The organism is Enhygromyxa salina (genome assembly GCF_002994615.1).
Classification (GTDB): Bacteria; Myxococcota_A; Polyangia; order Nannocystales; family Nannocystaceae; genus Plesiocystis; species Plesiocystis salina_A.
This window is the reverse complement of sequence record NZ_PVNK01000214.1, coordinates 1-20,781: the sequence shown is the minus strand read 5'-3', so window position 1 is coordinate 20,781 and position 20,781 is coordinate 1. Positions and strand designations below refer to the sequence as shown.

The 20,781-nt window shown below is 70.6% G+C and carries 13 protein-coding genes; 7 read left to right on the top strand and 6 right to left on the bottom strand.

Annotation, left to right across the window (positions count from 1 at the left end):
• Window positions 1-141: 141 nt before the first annotated feature.
• Both ENSA5_RS25090 and ENSA5_RS25085 read right to left on the bottom strand, forming a co-directional pair.
• Window positions 142-1,551, bottom strand: coding sequence for a DUF1552 domain-containing protein (locus ENSA5_RS25090; protein ID WP_106394233.1), 1,410 nt, complete (start codon window positions 1,549-1,551; stop codon window positions 142-144).
• On the bottom strand, window positions 1,551-3,212 hold the full coding sequence (locus tag ENSA5_RS25085) for a DUF1592 domain-containing protein (RefSeq protein WP_146156089.1): 1,662 nt from the start codon (window positions 3,210-3,212) through the stop codon (window positions 1,551-1,553). Before ENSA5_RS25085 ends, ENSA5_RS25090 begins: the two co-directional genes overlap by 1 nt.
• Before the next feature lie 383 nt (window positions 3,213-3,595).
• On the opposite strand from ENSA5_RS25085, the gene ENSA5_RS25080 reads away from it, so the two are divergent.
• Window positions 3,596-4,474, top strand: a complete 879-nt coding sequence (locus tag ENSA5_RS25080) for a hypothetical protein (protein ID WP_181198122.1) — start codon at window positions 3,596-3,598, stop codon at window positions 4,472-4,474.
• A gap of 100 nt (window positions 4,475-4,574) precedes the next feature.
• Here ENSA5_RS25080 and ENSA5_RS25075 read toward each other — a convergent pair whose 3' ends face one another.
• Entirely contained in the window at window positions 4,575-5,588 is a 1,014-nt protein-coding gene (locus tag ENSA5_RS25075) for an alcohol dehydrogenase (protein WP_106394230.1), read from the bottom strand.
• A gap of 305 nt (window positions 5,589-5,893) precedes the next feature.
• On the opposite strand from ENSA5_RS25075, the gene ENSA5_RS25070 reads away from it, so the two are divergent.
• Together ENSA5_RS25070 and ENSA5_RS25065 are read left to right on the top strand one after the other, a co-directional pair.
• Complete coding sequence (locus ENSA5_RS25070) at window positions 5,894-6,610, top strand: 2OG-Fe(II) oxygenase (protein WP_146156087.1); 717 nt, start codon at window positions 5,894-5,896, stop codon at window positions 6,608-6,610.
• Window positions 6,611-6,654: 44 nt separating this feature from the next.
• Window positions 6,655-7,128: a hypothetical protein gene (locus ENSA5_RS25065; protein WP_106394228.1), complete on the top strand. Its 474-nt coding sequence runs from the start codon at window positions 6,655-6,657 to the stop codon at window positions 7,126-7,128.
• A 22-nt stretch (window positions 7,129-7,150) separates the two neighbouring features.
• On the opposite strand, the gene ENSA5_RS25060 is transcribed toward ENSA5_RS25065, so the two are convergent.
• Entirely contained in the window at window positions 7,151-8,455 is a 1,305-nt protein-coding gene (locus tag ENSA5_RS25060; protein WP_181198121.1) for a DUF4215 domain-containing protein, read from the bottom strand.
• Window positions 8,456-8,722: 267 nt separating this feature from the next.
• Between ENSA5_RS25060 and ENSA5_RS39345 the strand changes: the two genes are divergently transcribed.
• Complete coding sequence (locus tag ENSA5_RS39345; protein ID WP_181198120.1) at window positions 8,723-11,155, top strand: amidohydrolase family protein; 2,433 nt, start codon at window positions 8,723-8,725, stop codon at window positions 11,153-11,155.
• 65 nt (window positions 11,156-11,220) lie between these two features.
• Here ENSA5_RS39345 and ENSA5_RS25045 read toward each other — a convergent pair whose 3' ends face one another.
• The gene (locus tag ENSA5_RS25045) at window positions 11,221-14,007 is read right to left on the bottom strand and encodes a serine/threonine-protein kinase (protein WP_106394225.1); all 2,787 of its coding nucleotides are present in this window, start codon (window positions 14,005-14,007) and stop codon (window positions 11,221-11,223) included.
• 176 nt (window positions 14,008-14,183) lie between these two features.
• Between ENSA5_RS25045 and ENSA5_RS25040 the strand changes: the two genes are divergently transcribed.
• Window positions 14,184-15,110 carry a M14 family metallopeptidase gene (locus ENSA5_RS25040; protein WP_106394224.1) on the top strand — a complete coding sequence of 309 codons (927 nt, stop codon included), beginning with the start codon at window positions 14,184-14,186 and terminating at the stop codon, window positions 15,108-15,110.
• A 230-nt stretch (window positions 15,111-15,340) separates the two neighbouring features.
• Here the strand turns inward: ENSA5_RS25040 and rtcR are convergent, their stop codons facing one another.
• A complete protein-coding gene (gene rtcR, locus ENSA5_RS25035; protein ID WP_258183011.1) occupies window positions 15,341-16,975 on the bottom strand; it encodes an RNA repair transcriptional activator RtcR in 1,635 nt (544 codons plus the stop codon).
• Window positions 16,976-17,027: 52 nt separating this feature from the next.
• Between rtcR and ENSA5_RS25030 the strand changes: the two genes are divergently transcribed.
• Complete coding sequence (locus ENSA5_RS25030; protein WP_181198119.1) at window positions 17,028-17,948, top strand: S1 family peptidase; 921 nt, start codon at window positions 17,028-17,030, stop codon at window positions 17,946-17,948.
• 181 nt (window positions 17,949-18,129) lie between these two features.
• Window positions 18,130-20,781, top strand: a 2,652-nt coding sequence (locus ENSA5_RS25025) for an AgmX/PglI C-terminal domain-containing protein (protein ID WP_146156085.1), incomplete at its 3' end; no start/stop codon positions are given.

Sequence of the window (20,781 nt, the reverse complement as noted above, 5' to 3'; positions counted from 1 at the left end):
TCAAAACTCCCTCCCGTCAGAGCGTCGGGGGTCAGAGGGGAGGCGGTGCTCTGCGCGCTCGAGGGCGGCGACGCCACCGCGCGGCCCAGCGACGCGCTGCTCGAGCTGGCGTCGGAGCCGGTCGCACGGTGGTGACTCGGGTCAGGCGAGGATCGCGGACAGCGGCGAGCTCGAGTGGCCGAGCGTTCCGCCGACCTCGCTGGCCCCGGGGCACACGCTCTGGAGGCACGCGAGCAAGATGTCCGAGGTGTTCTCGCGCTTTGGCGAGCGGTAGTGGACGCCGGGGTACTTCAGCGCGCCACCGCCACCGCCCGCGACGATGATCGGCTGATCGAAGGTGCTGTGGGTGAGCCCCGAGGAGCAGTCGCTGCTGACCAGCACGCAGCTGTTGTCGAGCAGGTTGCCGTTGCCCTCGGGCGTGTCGCGCAGGGCCGAGAGCAGGTAGGCGAGGCGCTCCATCGTGTAGATCGTCGAGGCGTCGATGGCCTCGTTCTGGGCGGCCTCGTGGGTCATGTCGTGGTGGCCCATGTTCTGGCCGAGATCGCTGAACACGGTGGAGGCGACCGAGCCGGTGAACTGGACGCTCGCGACCCGGGTGAGGTCGCAGGCGAAGGCGAGCGCGAGGAGATCGCTCATCACCTCGTTGACCGAGATCAGCGGCTCCTGGCCGTCGATGTCGGTGTTGGTCTCGCTCGGCTGGACCGGCTGCATGCACTCGGGCGCGCTCGCGGCGATCTGATTGCGGATCTGCGCGACCGAGTCGAGGTGGGCGTCGAGGCGGATCCGGTCGGCGCTGCCGACCCGCTGCTTGAGGGCCCGGGTGTCCTCGCCGACGGCGTCGAGGGCCGCGAGGCGGTGGGGCGTGGTCGGGTCGTCGTCGGGCGTGAAGCTGGCGAACAGCTTGTTCCACGCGGCTTGGGGATCGGCGATCTGGGGCAGGGGCTGGTCGGGGCCCTTGTGCGACAGGTACTGCAGCGTCGGGCCCTCAGTCGTCAGGATGCGCTTGGAGATCTGGAGCTGGACCGAGGGCAGGTAGGTCTGGCCGCCGATCTCGTTGGCGGCGACCTGATCGATCGTCGGGCCGCCGGACTTCGACGAGTAGTTGGCGCCGTCGACCTCGATGAAGGGGTAGCCCGAGAACAGGGTGCAGCCGTCGTGGTGGCCGCGGCGGTTCTCGGCCGCGGCCTTGACCTCGAACTTGGACAGGACCGAGCAGTAGTCGATCACGCCCGCGTTCGCGAGCGGCGCGAGCTGAGGCGTGACGTCGTAGCCCGGGCCCTCGGCGCTCGGCCAAAAGCGCAGGCCGCTGTTGACGTCTCCGGTGACGTTGAGCGCGCAGCCGTTGCCGAAAAACCAGGTGATCATCCGCCGCGGCAGCGGGCCGCCGCCAGCGAGCGCCTCGCCGTGCTGGTCGAGCATGATCTCGAGCAGCGGCAGCGCGAGCGCGACCGTGGCGCCGCCGACGACACCGCGCAGCATGGTTCGGCGAGAGAGGCCCTGAGAGCGGATGATCGGCGCCTTGCGGGGCTTGTATTGCTTGGGATTGTTCATCAGTTCTGCTCCCCGACGTAGCGAAAGGCCCGGCTCGAGACGAGCTCGACGATCGCGGCTTCGAGCCGGTACTCGGCGTCGATGAAGGCCTCGTCGACCTCGCGCAGGCGCTCGACCTCACCGCTGGCTTCGACGTGGCCGGTCGCGTGACGGTAGAGGTTCAAGACGCTGCACCAGCTGAATTGCTCGCGCTCGCGCAGGGCCTGACCGAGCTCGAGGGCGCCCTCGAAGGGCGCGCCGTCGAGAGCGCTGAGCGCGTCGATCGGCGCACCGTTGTCGAGGGTTCGATACTTACCGACGCCGTCGTAGTTCTCGAGCCCGAGCCCGGGCGGATCCATGATCGTGTGGCACGAGGCGCACAGCGGATCTTCTTGGTGGAGAGCGAGGCGCTCGCGCATGGTCTTGGCGTCCTCGGTCGAGGGCAGGTCGGTCACGGTGCCCGGCGGTGGCGGCGGGATCGAGAAGCACAGCATCCGCTCCTGGATGAACTTGCCCCGGACCGTCGGCGAGCTGCTGCTGACGTGGGCGAGGACCGAGAGCAGCCCGGCGTGGCCGAAGATGCCGCCGCGCTTCTCCCCCGGCGGGACCGGGACCTTCTGGAAGCCCGAGGGCCCCGGGGAGGCGAGCTCGTAGTGATCGGCGAGGGCCTCGTCCACGAAGGTGTACTCGGCGTCGAGGATGTCGCGAAAGTCGCCGTTCTCGGTCCAGACGATCTCGTCGATCAGCGCGATCGTCTCGGCCTTCATCGAGTCGGCGAGCTCGGGCGACCAGCTCGGGTAGGTGCCGGGGTCCTTGGCGATCTCGGCCAGCTTGCGCAGGTGCAAGAGCTCCTCGAAGTAGCTGTTGAAGGCCAGGCGCGCCCGCGGATCGAGGAGCAGCTCCTCGGCCCAGCCGCGGACCCCGTCGGCGTCGTCGAGCTCGCCCGCGGCGGCGGCCTCGAGCAGCGTCGCGCTCGGGGTCGTGTCGAGCAAGAAGAAGGACATCCGCGTGGCGAGCTCGTAGCCGCTGAGCTTGCGCTGGCCAGCGCCGTCGTCGCTCGCCGCCCCGAGCTCGACCTGATAGATGAAGTTGGGCGACTGCAGCATCCCGGCGATCACGGACTCGACGCCCCGGGTGAATGTGCCGAAGTCGGCGGCCGCGCTGACCCCGACCGCGGACCAGCGGTCGAGCTCGGCCGCGTCGAGGGGCCGGCGCCAGGCCATGAGGCCGAAGGCGTCGACAAAGCTGCGCATGCAGTCGGGGTCGCTCGGCGAAAGCGGGGTGCAGCTCAGATAGGGCGAGAGCTTGGTCGGGTCGGCCACGGCCGCGGCCGCGACCGCGACCGCCGAGCGCTCGTAGGCGTCGATGTCGGCGTCGGTCAGCGAGAGCTGGGCGGCCCCGATCGCGTCGAAGCCGTTGAGCGTGACGTCGGCCCGGGGGCTCGCCGCCATCGCGGCCGCGGGTCCGAGCAGATCGCCGACGGCGTTGACGTATTGGCGCTCGAGCAGGAGCCGGATGCGGGGCTCGGCGAACAGAGCGTCGTCGGGGTCGCCGTCCCCGCCCATGTCATCGAATCCGCCGAAAGTCGAGAAGGCGTCGCTTGGGACCTCGCCACTACTACAGCTAGTAGCGAGCAGCAGCGCCGTCAGTAACAGCGTGGAGCTCGCGTGATTCATCAACATGGTCGCCAACTTCTCACGCAAAACGTTGGTTCTCAAGGCTTAATCGCATTTAGTCGAATTGACGGATGGTGCCAGGCACAACCATGGGCGCGACAGACAAATGATAATTTGGCATGTTGAGGGTCGTGAACATGCATTCTCAATTGGCGTTCCTCTGTGCCATTGCCCTGATCGCGCACGCGGGCTGTGAGCAGGCGCCGCCCGCCACGAGTCGCGACGGCGAGGCGGTGGTCCAAGCAAAGACGCAGGCGAAGACGAAGGCGGCTCCGATCGAGCAGCGCTCGTCGCCGCCTTCACGGAGTGAAGTTGATCGATCTGTCGGCTCGGCACCGGACGTCGCCGAGCCCGGCCCGGTCTACCTTGTCATCGACCGTCAGCGGATCGTGCGCCTCGATCACCGGGGCGCGAAGGTGTTGGTCGACACCCCCGCTCGCGCGATCCTCGACCTGTTCATTGGCCCCGAGGGGCGCGTCCATGTCCTCGATGCTCGCTCGCTACGCGAGCTCCAAGGTGACGCGCTCGTCGAGGTCGAGGGCCTCTCGCTCGAGGGCGTGGCGCCGGTCGATCACGTCGCGCTGGCCAAAGACGGGGCCGTGTGGGTGGTCGCTGGCGGCGGCGTCGGGACCCGAGTCGAGGGCGAGTGGGAGATGACGCCGCTGGCCGAGCTCGGGCTCGAGGGCGACGCTGAGCATGGCGCCGAGGTCGAGGTCGCGATCGACAGCGAGGGCGTGGTCTGGGTCGTCGGGCCCAGGGCTGCCTTTTACCGCGCGCAGGGCCAGTGGCGGCCCCTCGACCTGTCGATCATTGGTGCGACGCCGCGCTTGCTCCACCCGACCCCGTCCGCGCTCGGCCGGGTCCACACGACCAACGGCGCCAAGCTGAGCCGCCTCCACCCGACCCAACTCGAGAACGTGCTGATCGAGACCAAGGGCTCGCGCAGCTATGCGACGGACCTCGCCGTCTCGGCCGACGGCTACGCCGGGCTCGTGACCCGCACCTGCGACCTCGTGCGCGTGACCCCGAAGCCGCCGACCAAGATCTGGCGCCTGGCTGGAACGCAGTACGCGTGCGAGACCGCCGAGGCGATCGCGATCGACGCGCGCCATCGCTTCTGGGTCGCGTCGCGCGAGGGCCTGAGCGTGGTCGGCGAGGATCGTCGGGTCCGCGAGTATCCGGCCGGGAGCTTGCCGGCCCTCGACGGCCGCGTCAGCGAGATGGTCGTGGTCGGGCAGGGGCCCGCGCTCCCGAGCGTCGCCAAATGATCGCGCTCACTCGTGGGCGGTCATTTGGCCCCTCGCACCGGGGGGCCGCCCTCGTCGGTCGCGTCACTCGAAGCCCGCCGGCGGTCGGTCCCGCTTGGAGTCACGAACGCTCGGCGATCGTCAGGACCGCGCGGAACCGGGCCTTGTTGGTCATCATCAGCTCGAAGGCCTCGTTGGCCTGCTCGAGGGGGAAGGTCTCGATGCGCGGGCGGACGTCGGCGAGGACGCTGAACTCGAGGGTGTCCTCGGAGTCGACGGCGGTGCCGCTCGACCAGCCGTGGATCTGTTTGCCGCTGAGCAAGCGGACCGCGCTGACCTCGAGCTTGCCCTGGGGCGCGGCGACGAGCATGAGCTTGCCCCGGGGCTTGAGCCCGGCTGGCAGGGCTGAGATCGCCGCGGCGTTGGGGGCGGTTGCGAGGATCAGATCCGCGCCGCCGAGGGCTGCGAGGGCCTTGCCGGACCGCTGGGCCTCGGTGTCGATGTAAGCGCTGGCGCCGAGCTCCCTGGCGAGGGCCTCCTTGTCGGCGCCGCGCGAGAGGGCGACGGTCCGAAAGCCCATCTTGTGCGCGTACTGGACCGCGAGGTGACCGAGGCCGCCGATGCCCTGAATCGCGACGGTGTCGCCCGGGCGCGCGCCGCTGTTGCGCAGCGAATTGTAGGTGGTGACGCCCGCGCACAGCAGCGGGCCGGCGTTGACGAAGTCGATGTCGTCGGGCAGCCGCGCGACCGCCTCCCACGGCGAGATCATGTACTCGCCGTAGCCGCCGTCGTGGGAGATGCCGGTGATCTTGGCGTTGGCGCAGTTGATGAAGTGGCCGCGGCGGCAGGCCTGGCACTGAAAGCAGTGCCCGCCGTGCCAGCCGACGCCGACCCGATCGCCGATCTTCCACACGCTGACGCCCTCACCGACCGCGTCGATGGTGCCGGCGACCTCGTGGCCCGGGACCCGCGGGAGCTCGAGGCCGGGGTAGCCCGCGTACTTGACGAAGGCGTCGCTGTGACAGATGCCGCAGGCGGCGACCTCGATGCGCACCTCACCCGGACCGGGCTCGCTGATCTCGCGCTCGGCGAGGACGAGGGGGGCACCTGCTTCTCGGACTTCCATGACTCGCATGCTGGGCTCGCTCCTGCGGGACGGGCCCGCGAAGGGGGCGAGCATAGACGCCGCGCGTAGGCTGACAAGAGAAGCGCGTGCGCCGAGCCGAAGCCGGGCTGAGCTCGGCTCGGAGCGGCGAGCGAGCGCATCGCCGAGTTGGGCTGGGTCCCCGACTGCGTCGTGTGGGTCGCCAACGCGCTCGGCGAGGAGGGGATCGGGCTCGGGGCCGCGCCCGCCGTCGGCCGGCGCTCGTCGGCCTCGACGAACAACCCGCCGGGGCCCCGCCCTTGCCGACCTGCGCGAGCCGTGAAAAGGTCTCGTCGGTGCCGAGCACGATCGACCACCCCAGCTTCCGCGTGATCGACGACTTCCTCGACGAAGACGCGTGGACCGAGGTCTGGAGCCACTTTCAGTTCGTCGACCTGCTGCCGGTCACGCGCAGCCGCGGGGCCTGGAAGCTCGACGATGGGGTCCCGCTCGGCGGCCAGGAGATCCGCACCCACGGCCGCGACCCCGCCGCCCGCCACGACGACGCGGACCCCCACCGCTACCCGAGCGAGACGCCGATCGATCGCGTGATCCATGCGCTGCTGACCCGGCCCGAGCTCCACGAGGGCCTCGTCAGTGACAGCTGGGCGAGCGTCAGCGCGCGGCCCTATGTCTACCCCCACGGCACCGCGCTCTCGTGGCACGTCGACGACCACGCGCTCTACGCCGGCGCCTTCGTCTACTACGCGCATCCCCACTGGAACGCGCACTGGGGCGGGGAGCTGCTCATCGGTGAGCTCGGCGAGCCCGAGGGCGAGGACCCCGACGACGACGAGCTCCCGATCATGGGCTACAGGTTCGAGACCGAGGACTACTCCGAGCGGCTGCTCGACATGGGCTGCGGCAGCTTCGTGATGCCCAAGCCCAACCGCCTCGTGGTCCTGGCCGGGGCGCCGCACATGATCTCGCGGGTCAGCTCGGCGGCCGGCCACAACGTCCGTGCGAGCGTCGCGGGGTTCTTCCTCGAGCCCGTGCAAAATCGGCGTGACTAGGCGGGCTGAACTGCGGCTGATTTTGCGGCACGATTGAGTCTGGCATGCCCCGTCACGCTCCCGTCGTGCTCCCCAAGCGTCACCCCGTTCGCTTCCCCGATCGCTGCCCGGTGTGCGGGAAGGCCTCGCCCGATCACGCGGCCGGGATCGACGAGGTGCTCGGCTACTACTTCAGGCCGCTGTCGGACGACGTGATCCAGCGCTGGCAGTCAACGGTGCCGGTCTGCCGCGGGCACCTCCGGCGGCTCCGGAACGCGCGCATCAGCGACGCGCTCTCGGTCGCCGGGTTCACGCTCGCCGCGATCGCCGGGCTGCTCTATCTCGCCGAGCGCTTCGAGCTGTTTGCGAGCGGCTGGTGGTCGTGGGCCGGCGTCGCGGTGGTCGGCCTGCTGCCCTACGGGCTGATGCGCGTGGTCGCCCGGCCGCTGTTCGACGTGACGCCCGACGACGACTTGATCGAATTTGATCTGCGCAATCGGGCTTACGCCGCCGATTTCCGCGCGCTCAATCGCCCTTGATCGCCCTTGACCCGAGTCGTGATCACGGCGGGAGGCCGATGTCGACCTCGTCGATCCAGGCCTTGTCGGAGAACGAGCTGACCGAGCCGTCCTTGGTGTAGGACCAGCGGAAGGTGTGGTTGCCCGCGTCGACCGGGTAGCTGGCCTGGGCCCAGGCGAGGTCGCCGGACCAGCCGTTACCTTGCTGGACGTCGTCGATGTAAAAGCGCAGATAGTCGAAGTTGGCCTCGCTGCTGACCCGGTACCAGAAGCTGATCTCGCTGTCCGAGGGGATCAGGAGCGTGACCTCGAGGTGGCTCTGCTGGCTGTTGGTGATCGTCCCGCTCGCGGCGCCGAAGCTGCCCTGGTGGGGCTCGGTGTTGCTCGTGGCCCACATCGCGTCGCCGTCGCTCGACCACGGCAGGGTGTTGAGATCGTTGGATTCGAAGTCGTCGTACCAGCCGTTCGAGGTGCAGTCGTTGGTGCAGAAGTCGTCGTCGACCATGTTGGCGTCGTCGCACTCCTCGACGCCGAGGAGGGTGTAGCCGTCGCCGCAAAAGGCCGGCTCGCAGCTGCCCGGGCACATGTCGTCGTCGTCGAAGTTGTTGTCGTCGCAGACCTCCACGCCCTCCCACAAGATCCCGTCGCCGCACACGGCGTCTTGGCAGGTGTTGGTGCACGCGTCGGTGTCGACCATGTTCAGGTCTTCACACTGCTCGACCTCTTCCCAGATGACCCCGTCGCCGCAAAAGGCGTTGGTGCAGTCGTTCTTGCACTCGTCGGTGTTGACGTTGTTGGCGTCGTCGCACTCCTCGACGCCCTCCCACACGGTCCCGTCGCCGCAGACGTTGATCACGCAGGGGCCGATGCAGCCGTCGTTGTTCTGGGCGTTGCCGTCGTCGCACTCCTCGGACAGCGTGTTGTGATAGCCGTCGCCGCACACGGCGAAGGTGCAGTCGCTGTCGCAGTACATGGTCTCGTTGCCGACGTCGCACTCCTCGCCCGGGTCGACCACGGCGTTGCCGCACAGCGAGTCGCCGTCGCCGTCCCCGGTGTCGCCGTCGCCGTCCCCGGTGTCGCCGTCGCCGTCGCCGTCTCCGTCTCCGTCGCCCGAGTCGCCGTCGCCGTCCCCGGGGTCGCCGTCTCCGTCGCCCGAGTCGCCGTCTCCGTCGCCCGAGTCGCCGTCGCCGTCGCCGGTCTCGGTGTCTGCGTCGCCGTCGCCGAGCTCACCGTTTGTGAGGCTGGTGCTGCCGTCGGGCGGATCGTCCGCGCAGGCGAGGGCGCCACAGGCGAGTCCGAGGGCTGTAAATGGGATCAGGGGGCGGTGAAGAAAATGTAGACGGGCCATGGTCAGGGCTTTGGAGAGGCGACGCGCGGTCGCCGACTCGAAGTTCCCGACGATGATGCCCGCTCGACAGCCCCCATGTCACCCACGAGTTTCGCGTGTTGTCCCAAGTGAGGGCGCTTCAGCGGGGGAGAGTCGCTCGCGGGCGTGACCGTGCTGGCGCAAGTCGGCGCGAACGCGCACGAGCGCAGACCGGGCATGGCGTCGACATCGCGTCGCGGCGGAGGCTGTAGCCCTGGGCGCCCAGTCGTGCAACTGTCGCGGACCGCCATGTCGACTCGTCAGCTCGCATCCATTCTCTCGCTGCTGGTGGCCTCGGCCGCCGCCTGTGGCAAGTCCGACGACACCAGCGAGACCGGCGAGACCGGTGAGACCGGCGACGAAGCGGAGATCGTCGAGTGCGGCGAGCTCGAGCCCGCGGACGCGGGCACCTGCACCGCCGAGGGCCAAGCTGGCGGCTCGCTGCTGATCCGCGGCGACGTGCTGGGTCCCGACGCCGTCTACCGCGGCGGCTCGGTCCGGATCGAGGGCGGCGAGATCACCTGCGTCGGCTGCGAGTGCGAGGCCGCCGACGCGACCTTGACCTGCGCCGACGCGGTCGTCTCGCCCGGGCTGATCAACCCCCACGACCACATCTCCTTCGCCAACAACTGGCCGATCGGCGCGGGCGTCGATCGCTACGACCACCGCCACGACTGGCGCAAGGGCCTCAACGGCCACGCCGCGCTCTCGACCGCGGGCGGGGCCTCGGCCGAGACGGTGCTCGCCGCCGAGCTGCGCTTCGTGATGGCGGGGGCGACCTCGGCGGCGAGCGCCGGCGGCGAGCCCGGGCTCCTGCGCAACCTCGACTCGGGCGGGCTCGAGGGCCTGAGCATCCCCCAGGCCGACAGCGACACCTTCCCCCTCGACGACAACGACGGGATCCAGCAGGCCTCGGGCTGCAGCTACGGCGGCGATCCGACCACGAGCCAGGACCTCGACGGCGGCGCCTACCTGCCGCACATCGCCGAGGGCATCAACGAGTACGCCAGCAACGAGCTGGTCTGCACGACCTCCGGGGCGACCGACGTGGTCGAGTCCAACACCGCGGTCGTCCACGCGCTCGGGGCCCCGCTCGCGCTGGCCCAGCAGATCGCCGACGCCGACGCCAAGGTCATCTGGTCGCCGCGGTCCAACGTCGTGCTCTACGGCGCGACCGCGCCGGTCACGATGTTCGACGCCCTCGGGATCCCGCTCGCGCTCGGGACCGACTGGCTGCCCTCGGGTTCGATGAACATGCTGCGCGAGCTGGCCTGCGCCGCGTACCTCGACGACACCCACTACGGCGACTACTTCTCCGACCGCGACCTGTGGGCGATGGCGACCCGCGGCGGCGCGCAGGCGGTCGGGGGCGAGCTTGCGATCGGTGAGCTCTCGGTCGGCTGGGTCGCCGACATCGCGGTCTTCGCCAAGCAGGGCGAGGCCGACCACGGCGCGGTCGTGCGTGGCCACGAGTCCAAGGTCGCGCTGGTCCTGCGCGGCGGCGAGCCGCTCTACGGCGACGCTGAGCTGCTCGGCTCGGGCGCGCTCGGAGCCGAGGTCTGCGAGCCCCTCGAGGTGTGCGGCGTGGCCAAGCGCGCGTGCGTGGCCCGAGACACCGGGACCAGCCTCAGCGCGGTCGAGGGCGCCGCTGGCTACCCGCTGTTCTTCTGCGGTCTGCCCGACGACGAGCCCAGCTGCGTGCCCTCGCGCGACGAATACCCCAACGGCCCGACCGCCGAGGATCTCGACGGCGACGGGATCCCGAACGAGGTCGACAACTGCCCCGAGGTGTTCAACCCGGTGTTCAACGTGCCCTTTCCGATGTGGGAGGACCAGCCCGACAGCGACCTCGACGGGCTCGGCGACGTCTGCGATCCCTGCCCGTCCAACGCGGGCGAGGTGTGCGAGGGCCCCGATCCCGACGACAGCGACAACGACGGCGTCGCCAACGACGAGGACAACTGCCCGCTCGACCCCAACGCCGACCAGGCCGACGCCGACGACGACGGCAAGGGCGACGCCTGCGACGACTGCCCGGTGGCCAACCCCGGTAACCAAGCCTGCCCGGCGACCGTCGAGCAGATCCAGGACCCCAGCGATCCGGGCCACGTCCCGCCGGGCTCCGTGGTCCTCGTCGAAGGCCTGACCGTGACCGCGATCCAGCCCGACGGCGGCGCGTTCACGGCCGAGACCGGCAGCGGCCAGCCCTACACCGGGATCTTCGTGTTCACCGGGGGCAACCCGGGCGGGCTCGGGGTCGGCGACCTCGTCGACGTTCAGGGCACCGTCGAGGAGTACTTCGACCTGACCGAGCTCGTCGACGCCGAGGTCACGATCGTGACCCCCGGCGACGGGAGCCCCGGGTTCGCGGCCAAGCTGATGGAGCCGGGGCAGATCGCAACCGGCGGAGCCGAGGCCGAGGCCCACGAGTCGATGCTCCTGAGGGTCGAGGACGTGGTCATCACCAACGTCAACCCCGACGCGATGGACTACGACGAGTTCGAGGTCGACGGGCTGCGCGTCGATGATCTGATGTTCGAGGCGCTCGACAACATGTGCCCGCTCGACTCGAGCTTTGTCAGCGTGACCGGGGTGCTGCTCGAGTCCTTCTCGAACTTCAAGCTGAGCCCGCGCAGCGCCGCCGACCTCGAGCTCGGCGACCCGAGCTGCCAGCCCTTTTAGCGCCGGCCCTCGCCCTCGCTCCTCGCCCTCGCTCCTCGCCCTCGCTCCTCGCCCTCGCTCCTCGCTCAGCCGCGAGCCCGGCGCAGCAGCTCGAACTCGACGCGGGAGGTCGGCGCGGTCTCGCCGAGCGCGCGGCCTTCGACTGTAACCTGGACCTCGAGCCCGCGCGCCTCGAGCAGCTCGGCGACTCGCTTGGCCCGCTTCTCGCCGAGCTTGCGGCCCTTGTAGCCGGGCCCGTCGCCGTAGCCGACGACCCGGACGGCGATGGTCTGGGCGTTGAGCTCGGCGAGGGAGAACTCGACGTCCTCGAGGAGCTCGTCGAGGGCGAGGGCGAGCTCGGGGGTGTTCGCGACGAACCATGGCTGGGCGACGAGCGTCGAGGGCGGCAGCTCGAGGGGACCGAGCTCGAGGGTGGCGGCCTCGGCGGCCGAGCCCGGCGTGGCGTCAGCCTCGAGGCAGGTGCTCTCGATCCCGAGCGCGCTGATCCCCGACTCGGCCAGGAGCTCGCGGGTGTCGGCCGCCGCGGCTCGGACCGCCCGATCGTCGTAGTAGTCCCCGGGCGCGCCGAGCTTGCCCTGGGCGCGGCCGCTGAGCGACAGCGTCGCCCAGACGTGGTGGATCGCGTTGTCGATCAGCGCGCGCTGGGCCTCGCCCTCGGCGCTCGGAGGCGGGGCGACGAGCCAGGGCTCGGCGCCGAGCGGCGTCAGGATGCAGAGGCTGGCGATCACCTGCGAGATGTCCTCGGCGTCGAGGCCGGTCTCCTTGCCGAGCTGCTCGCGCAGGCGTCGAGGTTCGCGGTGCAGGGCGATCGCCTGGCGGTAGTAGGCGAGCACCAGCGCGTCGACGAGCTCGGGGTCCTGCTCGAGCACGCGATCGCTGGCGACGAGCACGTCGATGAGCGTGTGGGGGAAGTCGCGGGTCGAGACGGCGACGGTCATCCCGGCGTGGCGCGCCTCGCTGACCCACGGCTCCCACAAGACACCGAGAGCCACGGGGGTGGCGGGATCTTCGAGCGCCTTCCAGACCGCGGCGACGTCAGCGAAGTCGTCCGAGATCACCAGGCTGCTGCGGTCGAGGGCCGCGAGGGTCCGGTCGAGGTGGAGCGACAAGTACTCGCTCGAGGTCCCGCCGGCGTAGGCCATCACGGGTCGGGCGTCGCCGTGGGCGAGCATCTTGGGCAGATCGGCCAGGGTCTGGAGCTCGGGGTGGTGCACGGTGTCGAGGATCAGCGCGTCGGCGCCGACCGAGAGACTGACGAGCGCGACGATCTTTCCGGCCGGGCGCTCGAGCAGGACACGGTCGAGGCTCGCGAGGGCAAACTCCGCGTCGCCTTGGCCGAGCGCGCTCAGGCGGGCGTGGCTGTCGGGCTCGTCGCTGTAGGCGTACTCGATCCCGAGCTGGGCGAGGGCCGCCATGTCCTTGTGGCGAAAGCCCGCGTAGCCGGATAGCGCGTCGCCGAGGACCCGCGCGCGGCGGGTCTCGTCGACGACCGGCGCGGGCGCGGGCTGCTCGCTCGGGTCCTCGCCGGGCGGTGGCGCGGGGGGCTCGAACCACCCGAGCGCGGCGCCGACACCCGCGCCCACGCCCGCGAGCGCGAGGACGCCGAGGATGCTCGCGCCGACGCGGCCGAGACCTCGACGCGGGGCGGGCTCGCGCCGGGTCCGGGTCGTGCCCTCGCGCTCGCCGAGCTCGGTGTCCTCGCGCTCGGCGGCCGCGCCCTTGACCCGACGCTCGGTCGCCGGGTTGTCGACCTGCTCGAGGGTCGGCTTGCCGTGACCCGGGAGCATCCGGGTGCTCGACAGCTCGGGCCCCTCGTCGGAGCTGGCCAGCAGCTTGGTCCGCGAGGTCTCGGGTTCGGCGTGGTCGAAGTTCGGGGCGACGAGCTCCGTCTTGGCCTCGCCGGCCCCGCCGGCCCCAGGATCGGTCTTGACCGCCGTCCCGCCCGTCGTCGGGGCCTCGACCCCGCGCAGGCGCTTGAGCAGCGTGGCGATCTCGAGCTTGGCGTTGCGGTAGCCGGGCCAGCGATACAGGCACTCGAGGGCCTCGCGCGCGCTCTGGATCCGATCTTCGACGTCCTCGGCGAGCAGGCGCTGGCGCAGGACCTCGAGCTCGGGGGGAATCTCGTCGGCGTGGAGCAGCTCGGGGACCTCGCCGTCGAGGACCATGCCGTAGAGCCGGGCCTCGTCGCTGGCGTCAGCGCGAAAGCGCTGGCCGTCGAGGAGCTCGTGGAGCATGGCCCCGACCGCGAACAGATCGATCGTCGGGGCGCGCGTGTCCCCGCGCAGCTGCTCGGGCGGCATGTAGCGGACCTTGCCCTTGATGTGGGAGCCCGAGGTCTCCTCGGACTGCAGCCGGGCGATGCCGAAGTCCATCAGCTTGACCTCGCCCGAGACCGAGAGCATCACGTTTTGCGGTGAGATGTCGCGGTGGACCACCGTGACCTGGCCCCCGGCTTCGTCGCGCAGATCGTGGGCGTAGGCGAGGGCGGTGAGGACCTCGGCGATCACGTAGCTGGCCGCGATCAGCGAGAGCCGCTCACCCGTGGCCCGGAGCCGGTCGCCGAGCTGGGCGAGGTCGAGGCCGTCGATCCACTCCATGGCCAAGAACAGCTCGCCCTGGTCCTCGTCCGCGTCGAACACCTGGACGATGTTCGAGTGGCTCAGCAGCATCGACAGCCGGGCCTCGGACAGGAACATCTCGCGGTAGCCGGGCTTGTCGGACAGGTGCTTGGCGAGGCGTTTGACGGCGAAGTTCTTGCTCGCGCCGCCGGCCGCGACCCGGCGGGCCATCCAGACCTCGGCCATGCCGCCCGCGCCGATCTTGCGGATTAACTCGTAGGCTCCCAGCTGCATGAGTCGTCATTGTAGCGCCGGGGCCTGGCGAGCGGCGACGGCTCCGCTCGTGTGTCCGACGGCAGCGGGTCCACCCGTCCAACGGACGCTCGCGTATGTTAGGGTGGGCGTGAATTGCTGGAATCGTCGACAGGGCGGGGCCCGTGTGGCAAAAAGTGGCCTCGACGAGGGTACCCATGACCGTTGAACGTTTTTATCCGATCGGTACGCCGGGCCAGCCTTGGACCGACGCTGACAAGGCCACCTGGTACGCCCGCCAAAAGATCGAGCGAAGCTACCGAGACGAGGTGCTCGACAAGCTCGAGCGCCTCGATTCGGTGTTCGACCTCCGCCAGTACGGCGCCCTGAGCATCAACGCCGATCGCTACCCGCTGTTTGCGGTTCACAGCGCCCGCGTTGAGCCGGACGCACCTTGGGTCCTGATCACGGGCGGTGTCCATGGCTACGAGACCAGCGGTGTTCAGGGCGCGCTGGCCTTCCTCGCGAGCTCGGCCGCAGCCTACGCCGAGCGCCTCAACCTGGTCGTCGCGCCCTGCGTCAGCCCCTGGGGCTACGAGGTGATCAACCGCTGGAACCCGCAGGCGATCGATCCCAACCGCTCCTTCGTGCCCAACAGCCCGGCGGAGGAGTCGGCGGCGCTGATGCGCCACGTCGCGCAGCTCGGCGTCAGCTTCCTCGTTCACATCGATCTGCACGAGACCACCGACAGCGACGAGGACGAGTTTCGACCCGCGCTCGCAGCTCGCGACGGCAAGGCCTTCGAGCCTGGCCTGATCCCCGACGGCTTCTACACGGTCGGCGACACCGAGAACCCCCAAGAGGCCTTCCAGGCGGCGATCATCGCGGGCGTCGAGCAGGTCACTCACATCGCCCCGGCCGACGAGCGCGGTGAGATCATCGGATCAAAGGTCACCCAGCGCGGCGTCATCAACTATCCACTCGTGGCGCTGGGGCTGTGCGCTGGCCTCACGCGTGCGCGCTTCACCACGACCACGGAGGTCTATCCGGACAGCCCCAAGGCCACGCCGGAGATCTGCAACGCCGCCCAGGTCGCAGCCGTCCAGGCCGGGCTGGACCACGCGCTGGCCCACGCTCAGTCGTGACCAAGCTCAGCTGGGAGCACACCGCGACCGCAGGTCCGCGCGCTTTGTCTGTGAGCTCGAAGTCGCGGCAGGCAGGAGTTTTGCGGTGCTCGACCAAGGCGAAGGTCGCGGCAGGCAGGAGTCTTGCGGCGCTCGACCAAGGCGAAGGTCGCGGCAGGCAGGAGTTTTGCGGCGCCCCCTCCTTCGGTGGCAGGGCTGGCAGAGCCTCGCGCGGAAGAGTCGAGCGCCGCTCAGCCCTTGATGTCAGCGAAGCTCAGCTCGAAGCGGGCCAGGTACTTGCGCAGCCGATCCGCGTCATTGCGCGAGCGCCTGCGCGCGCGCGAGGCCGCGAACAGCTCGCGCCCGGCCGCGGACAGGCTCTCGCTCTCGCGACACACGCTCACGACCTCGGCCAGCTGCGCCCGATCGAAGCGGTCGATCTCCGCCAGGGCCTCGGCCCCGAGCAGGGCCTCGAGCAGCTCGCCCTCAGGCCGCCGCGCGACTGGACGCCACTGCCGAACCAGGCGCGCGACCTCCTCGTCAACGAGGGCGAGGTCGATCCGCGCCCCATCGGCGAGCGTGGCCATGCGCTCGATCGCGGCCGAGAAGTCGCGAAAATTCCCGGCCCAGGTCGCCGCGGGTGAGCGCGCGAAGGCCAGAAACTTGGCCCGCGCCTCCTTGTTGAAGGTCACCCGCAGGTGGCTGCGCGCGGCCCAGCGCTCGAGCTCGTAGTCGAGGTTGGGCTCGATGTCCTCGGGCCGCTGGCGCAGGGCCGGGAGCTCGAAGGTCCACAGGTCGATCCGCGCGAGCAGGTCGGCGCGAAAGCTCCCGCTCGCGACGGCCTCGCGCAGATCCACGTTGGTCCCGGCGATCAGGGCGAAGTCGCTCTCGGTCTCGCGCTCGCTGCCCATCGGCAAGAAGCGGCGGTCCTCGATCGCGCGCAGCAACATCGCCTGCTCGTCGAGGCCGAGCTCGCCGATCTCGTCGAGGAACAAGATCCCGCCGTCGGCCGCGAGCAGCAGCCCGGGTCGCTTGCCGACCGCGCCCGTGAACGCGCCCTTCTCGTGGCCGAACAGCGCCGACATGGCCCCGTCGCCGCGCAGCGTCGCGCAGTTGACCTCGACGAGGCGCCCGCGAACCTGCCGACGCTCGCGGGCGAGCTCGTAGATCCGCCGCGCGAGCCGAGTCTTGCCCGAGCCCGTCGGACCGCAGAGCAAGATCGGCGCCCGGCTCGCGAGCACGACCCGCTCGATCCGCTCGATCAGCGCGTTGAACCCGGGGTTTCGGGTCTCGATGCCCTGCTTGAGGAAGGACAGATCCGCGGCCTGGCGGGCGGCCGAGCGCGAGGCGAGCTGGTCGTACTTCGACAGGTCGAGGTCGATGATCCGCAAGGTCCCGGGCTCGCTGCGCGACTGCCCGGGCCCGGGCGGCGAGGTCTGGAGCAGCCGGGCCGGGAGCTCGCGCGACTCGGTCAGCAAGAACAGGCAGATCTGCACGACGTGGGTCCCGGTCGTGATGTGGATCAGGTAGTCCTCGTCCTCGGCGAAGCGGTAGCCCCGGGCGAAGTCGAGCAGCGCCGCGTAGACCGACTCGAAGTCCCAGGGATCGCCGAGCTCGATCGGGTTGCGAACCAGCGCGGTCTCGGGGCTGACGACCGCGAGGTCGGCCTCGAGCTCGTCGACGATGTGCGCGTGGCCCCGCGGTCCCGCCGTGAACAGCAGCTCGAGCCGGTCGACGATGAAGTCCTCGTGGCGGCACAGATCCAGGGTCGGGCGCCACCGCTCCCAGCGCTTGCGCCCGCCGCGGTCGAGCTGTGCGCCGACCAGGCCGATCACGACCGTCCGCGGGCGCGGAGCCGGAGCCGGGCGGGGGCGAGGTCGTGCCACGGCCCGAGTATGCATGAGCGCCGCCGGCCAGTGCTGGTATGCTGGGGCCTCGATGTCGCTCGTCGCGCTCTGGTTCGGTGTCTGGTTGGCAGCTCCACCCACGGTCCCGGGCGAGATCGATCACGAGCCGCGCGACCCGCTGATCTACGGTGGCGAAGACATCGACCCGGGTGAGTGGCCGGCCGTGGTCGCGGTCCGGACCAGCAAGCTGTGCACGGGCACCCTGATCGCGCCAGATCTGATCCTGACGGCGGCCCACTGCTTCGACCCCGAGCCGGTCGCCGACGTCCGGATCTACTTCGGCGACGATCTGGCCACAGGCAACGAGGTGTCGTCGAGCGAGTGGGGCCGCCACCCCGACTTTTGCCTGCCCGCCGACTGCGGCGAAGACCTCCACGACTTCGCGTGGGTCCGGCTGCCCGCGCCCGTCGCGATCGAGCCGATCATCCCGATCACCGATCCGCTCGAGTTCGACGAGGTCATGCGAGCGGGCACGCAGCTGTGGTTCGTGGGCTACGGCGAGGACGAGAGCGCGGTCGTCGGGACCAAGCGCGAGGTCCTGGCCTCGCTGACCTCGTTCAACGAGTCGGGCCGCGAGTTTCGAGCGGGCGGCGGGGGCAAGGACACCTGCCTCGGCGACTCCGGCGGTCCGGCGCTGGTCCAGCTCGGGTCGGGCGAGTGGCGCCTGGCCGGGGTCATCTCGCGCGGGGGCGCGTGCGGTGAAGGGGGCATCTACGGCGTGCCGCTGCCGGAGCTGTGCTGGCTGCGCGACGACAGCGGCACCGATCTCTTGCCCGCGGGCTGCGAGCAGTGCGACTGCGTCATGCTCAACGGCGAACAGCCCGACGAGGGCTGCGACTGCGAGCTCGTCCCCGTCGCGCCCGAGCGCGCGCCGAGCTGGTGGTTGGTCGTGCTCGAGCTCGGCGTGATCGCGGGCCTGGGGCTGTGGCTGCGGCGCGGCCGGGCCTGCTAGCTCGAGCTCCAGCTGGATCCGAGCTCGTGAACTGTCGAGCTCGATCTCGGTCGCCGACCGCTCGCGCCCGGTGAAGTTCCGTCATCGAGCTCAACAAGTTCGAAGCTCGGGTTGAGTCCTCGCACTCGCCCCGCCCGCGTCCTCGGTGGCCGCGGTCGCGGGCCCATCGTATCGTGGCTTCATGCGCTCGTATCGGTGGGTCCCCCGTCTCCAGACCATCATGCTCGGGGGCCTGCTCAGCGCGTGTGCACCCAAGGGCCAGCCGCCCGCCCAACGCGAGGACTCGCCCGCTCCGGGGCCGCTCGAGCCCCTCGCCGCCGACTTGGGGGCCCGCGCGCTCCCGGACCCCAACCACGACAGCGCAGCCGAGGCCCCGCTGAGCCTGACCGCGAGCGACGGGACGGGCTTGCGGTTGGTCTCGCTGACCGGGCGCGCGGTCGTTCAAGAGCCGCTCGCCTTCACCGAGCTCCACCTCGTCTTCGACAACCCCGAGCCCCGCACGATCGAGGGGCGCTTTCAGATCGACCTGCCGCCCGACGCCGCGATCTCGCGCTTTGCGATGAAGATCGGCGCGCGCTGGCAAGAGGGCGAGGTCGTCGAGCGCCAGGCCGCGCGCCGAGCCTACGAGGACTTCCTCCACCGCAAGCAGGACCCGGCGCTGCTCGAGAAGCAGGCCGGCAACCGCTTCACCGCCCGGGTGTTTCCGATCCCCGCCAACGCGCGCAAGGAGCTGATCATCTCGTACTCGCAGGAGCTCACGGACTCGCGCGAGCCCTACCGGATGATACTCGAGGGCTTGCCCGAGCTCGACACGCTCGACGTCGAGATCGTGATCGATCGGCCCGCGGGCGCCGGGTCGAAGACGGGCGCGACCTCGATCGGCGGGAGCTCGTCATCGCGCGAAGAGATCGTCGTGCTCGAGCACAATTTCGTGCCCGACAAGAACCTCGAGGTCGCGTCCGCGCGGCCGGCTGAGACCGTCGGGATCCGCCACCAGGAGCTCGCGCTCGCGCGCGTGGCCGCGGTCGGGGAGCTGCCGCCCGACCCGGTCGACGAGCTGACGATCTTGTTCGACACCAGCGCGTCGCGGGCCCTGGGCTTCGACGGTCAGCTCCGCCGGCTCGAGGCCCTGGTCGCCGAGCTGCGCGCGGGCGCGGACTTCCGCTTGCGGGTGATGACCTTCGATCAGGAGCTCGCGCTGATCTACGAGGGCTCCGCGACCGGGTTCGGCCCCGCGCAGCTCCAGAAGATCTACAGCGGCCGGGCGATGGGCGCCTCGGACCTGACCCACGCGCTGACGCGGCTGGCCGAGGTCGGCGGGAGTCGGCGCGTGGTCCTGGTCAGCGATGGCATCGCGACCGCGGGCGAGACCGAGCTCTTTGCGCTGGAGGCGGCGGTGACCGGGCTGGGCGAGGCCGGGGTCGAGCGACTCGACGCGATCATCGATGGTGGACTCCAAGACCGCGACACCCTGGTGGCGATGACCTCGGCCGGCCTCGCCCGCGACGGCGTCGTGCTCGACGCTCGCGCGTCCGCGGACACCCTAGCGACGCGCCTGAAGCTGGCCACGCTGTCGGACATCGAGGTCTCGGTCCCGGGCGCCGAGTGGAGCTGGCCGGTCAAGCTCGACGGTGTTCAGCCCGGCGACGAGGTCCTGGTCTACGCCAAGCTGCCCGAGGACATGCCGATGCGGGTGCTGCTCGGCGGCGAGCAGACGACCGAGGCCCCCGTGGAGCTGACGGAGGTGAGCGAGGCGCTGCTCGAGCGCGCGTGGGTCGGCGCGCGGATCGACGCCAAGACCTTGCAGCGCTCCGAGCTGGGCACCGAGCCGGGTGAGCGGGCGCTGCGCGACGAGCTCCGCGCGGAGATCGTGCGGCTGTCCACGACCCACCGGGTGCTCAGCGACTTCACGGCGCTGCTCGTGCTCGAGACCGAGGCCGACTACGCGCGCTTCAACATCGATCGCAAGGCGCTGGCCGACATCCTCACCGTCGGCGAGCAGGGCGTGGTCGCGACCGCGCGGACCAGCTTGTGGTTTGGCCGCGGCCCGGTGCTCGAGCAGCCCGAAGCGAGGCCCAAGGCAGACGAACAAGCAGGCGGCCAGGGGCAACGGCACGAGGGCGAGGAGGGCCAAATGGGCAAGCCCACGTCCAGGTCAAGGTCCGGCCTCCACGCCATGCAGGGCCCCCGGAGCGTGGTCCCCCAGATGGCGCGGGAGTTCGACGGGGCGAAGGACAGCGAAGAGGTGTGGGGCGGCCTGACCGGCAGCGAGATCGGCGAGGCCTACGGTACCGGAGGTCTGGGCCTGATCGGGACCGGGCGCGGCGGCGGCGGGACCAGCGAGGACACGAGCGAGCTCGGCGACACCAGGCTGATCGGCACGGGCGGCGGGGGCGGCACGGGCACGGGCACGGGCACGGGCACGGGCTACGGCCGCGGCTCGGGTGCCGGCTTCGGCGGTCGGGGCACGGGGGTCCCGACGGTCCGGCAGGCCAGGCCCACGATCCGGGGCTCGCTCGACAAGGACATCGTCCGCCGGATCGTCCGGGCCCACATCAACGAGGTCCGCAGCTGCTACAACGCCGGGCTGAGCAAGGACCCCAGCCTCGGCGGCATGCTTGCGATCAAGTTCGTGGTCACCTCGAGGGGCGAGGTCGCGAGCTCGATCGTACAAGAGAGCACGATCGAGAGCGCGACCGTGTCCAAGTGCGTCGCCAAGGCGGTCAAGCGCTGGAAATTCCCCAAGCCGCCAGACGCCGGCAACGTGGTCGTCACCTATCCCTTCCTCCTGTCGCCGGGCGACGGCGACCCACCTCCACCCCCACCCCCCGTC